The 269-nt window shown below is 29.4% G+C and carries 1 protein-coding gene; it reads left to right on the plus strand.

Annotation, left to right across the window (positions count from 1 at the left end; genetic code table 11):
• Positions 1–269: hypothetical protein (locus tag ACY2RW_RS16165; RefSeq protein ID WP_490123764.1), on the plus strand; the 269-nt coding region annotated here is incomplete at both ends.

A 269-nucleotide genomic window follows, 5' to 3' on the forward strand; every position in this document is an offset into this window, starting at 1 on the left:
TGTATGTTACTCGCGGTAATATTTTATTTCATTTTGATAGCTTGTCAAAAAGCAAAGATTATGCTTTACAAGGAAATAGAATGGCAAAAGCTGAGGGAAATATATCGAGTGTAATGGAGGCTAATGATTTGTTATATCAAATAGCATATAAATCAAAAGATTATAAAGAAGCCGTCCATTATTTCGAAGATTTCAAAAAATATGATGATAGCCTGAATCGGTCTAAAGAAATAAATGAAATAGAAAAGTTGAAACTTAATTTTGAGCTC

Source organism: Polaribacter sp. 2305UL8-11, from assembly GCF_058147165.1.